The sequence below is a fragment of the Pectobacterium brasiliense genome (assembly GCF_013449685.1).
Classification (GTDB): Bacteria; Pseudomonadota; Gammaproteobacteria; order Enterobacterales; family Enterobacteriaceae; genus Pectobacterium; species Pectobacterium brasiliense_A.
On the sequence record NZ_JACDSF010000135.1, the window covers coordinates 1 to 1,825 of the forward strand.

Here is a 1,825-nt window from a genome sequence, read left to right on the forward strand (position 1 = left end):
TCAGTTGTTTGATGCAGAAACGGGGCTTTACTACAACCGGCATCGTTACTATGATGCGGAGAGCGGACAGTACCTGTCGCCGGACCCGATAGGATTGCTGGGTGGTCTGAGACCGCAGGCGTATGTACATAATCCTCTCACTTGGGTTGATCCGCTGGGGCTGACGCCGAAAGAGGACAAGGTATATATACCCAGAGATAAAGATGGAAATGTAATCCCTCTGGATAAACATAAGGTAAATGGTCAGGATATCCCATTGCCTCACCCTGATGCTGAAGGACGAGCTCATACAGTATTGGGTGGAAAAGTTAGTTCTAAAACTGGTGAGGAATATAGGCAAAGTGCGACTTTTCCTGCTGATACATGGCCAGCAGCTGATGGACAGCCAGTTCCTTTAAGTGAAGTTCACTGGTCTGATCATGGACGACCTGATCATCATACAAATCCGCATCAGCATATATTTACTTATGAAGGCAAAGATGGATGGAAAAGAGGCGCTCCATCACCTTACTATCCAACGAAATGAAAATAATATAGGTAAAGTTATGGACGTTTTATTCGAATTTTTTTTACCAAAAAATATAAATTTCAATAAATTTGGTTGGGAGGAAGTGTATACAGAATGGGGCGGTCAGCAATACCCTCAAGAACCAGCAGTATATAAATGGAATGACTTGCTTTTATTTGAGGCTAATAAAGATGTTTTATCTTATGAGCGTTTATTGGGTAGAGATGTTTCTTTAAGAGATTACTGTGCTTATACTTTAAAAAGCAGTTCTCTTTTCGATTTGGAACAGTGTGTCAATAAAAGCGTAGATGTGAGTGATAATGCTGTTTTTTTGTTTTTTGATAATTTTTTAAAGAATGTGGATCATTGGGTTGTACTGACATTGATTGATTGGGATCAATTTGATGAGATACATAATGTTAGTAATGAAAAGGAAGCGTTCTTTTTTTTAATGGAAAGCTTGAATTGGAATGAGCCAAAAGGAATTGCATTGATAAAAAATTAATAAACTGCAATTATGATTTTATCATATTAGGTGCCGGAAGCGATCTCCACAATCCTTCCGGCCTTTTATTTTTAGCGGTTGATATTATTACGCCAGCATATTCCCCTGTTCTGCCCGAATAGTTATCCTACCGGGCAGCACGTCAATCATTAACGGTTGGTCGAGTAACCCGCTCTGCGTCAGCCAGTCGCCTGCCAGCGTCAGTTCCCCGTTGTCTCCCACCCAGTCCGCACCTTCCGTCTCGTTGCCGTCCAGTTCAGCCATCAGCGCCGCAATATCGGTATCCTCATCCAGTCGAGTCAGTATCAGCCCGTTGCGGTAGAGGTTAATACGGAACAGCGTCTTGGCGGCAAATCCCGCCTGTTGCAGTGCGTGGCCTGTCAGCGTCAGTTCCGGCAGGTCACCGCGCTGGAATGCGTATTTTATGCTCATCGTGCGCCCTCCATGTTCAGCCCGCCGGGAAAATGGTTGAGCCAGCTTGTGACGGCATACTCATCAAATGGCGCAATGCTCAGGGCGTGCAGGTTGCCCCACAGTTCATGGATATCCTGCGTGGTGATGACAATGCAGCCGGGCATGATGCGCAGCTTAAGCGGTTGCCCTGTGGTAAATCCGGCGTCTTTTAGCCACTGCCCTGCAATGTTAATCGCGGGGGTGTCGTGGTTGCCCTTGATGGGGCGATAGCCAACCCGCGTAAAGCGTTCGGCCTGAGAGATTTTAAAAACGGTGGTATCTGGCGTAGAATGCGCGTCAGCCATGGTAACTACTCCTGTTAGTTGCTTGTGGTGAGCGGCGGCAATGAGGTCTGAACT

The 1,825-nt window shown here is 45.9% G+C and carries 4 protein-coding genes; 2 read left to right on the forward strand and 2 right to left on the reverse strand.

Going from position 1 to position 1,825, the window contains the following annotated elements; translation table 11 throughout:
• A partial coding sequence (locus H0248_RS22330) for an RHS repeat-associated core domain-containing protein (RefSeq protein ID WP_240346003.1) occupies nt 1-526 on the forward strand: 526 nt, incomplete at its 5' end.
• Nucleotides 480-1,013, forward strand: coding sequence for a hypothetical protein (locus H0248_RS21670; RefSeq protein ID WP_240346004.1), 534 nt, complete (start codon nt 480-482; stop codon nt 1,011-1,013). The genes H0248_RS22330 and H0248_RS21670, both read left to right, overlap by 47 nt.
• 87 nt (nt 1,014-1,100) lie before the next feature.
• Here the strand turns inward: H0248_RS21670 and H0248_RS21675 are convergent, their stop codons facing one another.
• Nucleotides 1,101-1,445, reverse strand: a complete 345-nt coding sequence (locus tag H0248_RS21675; protein WP_180787448.1) for a SymE family type I addiction module toxin — start codon at nt 1,443-1,445, stop codon at nt 1,101-1,103.
• A complete protein-coding gene (locus H0248_RS21680; protein WP_180787449.1) occupies nt 1,442-1,771 on the reverse strand; it encodes a SymE family type I addiction module toxin in 330 nt (109 codons plus the stop codon). The genes H0248_RS21675 and H0248_RS21680 overlap by 4 nt, the downstream gene beginning before the upstream one ends.
• Between the last annotated feature and the right edge of the window lie 54 nt (nt 1,772-1,825).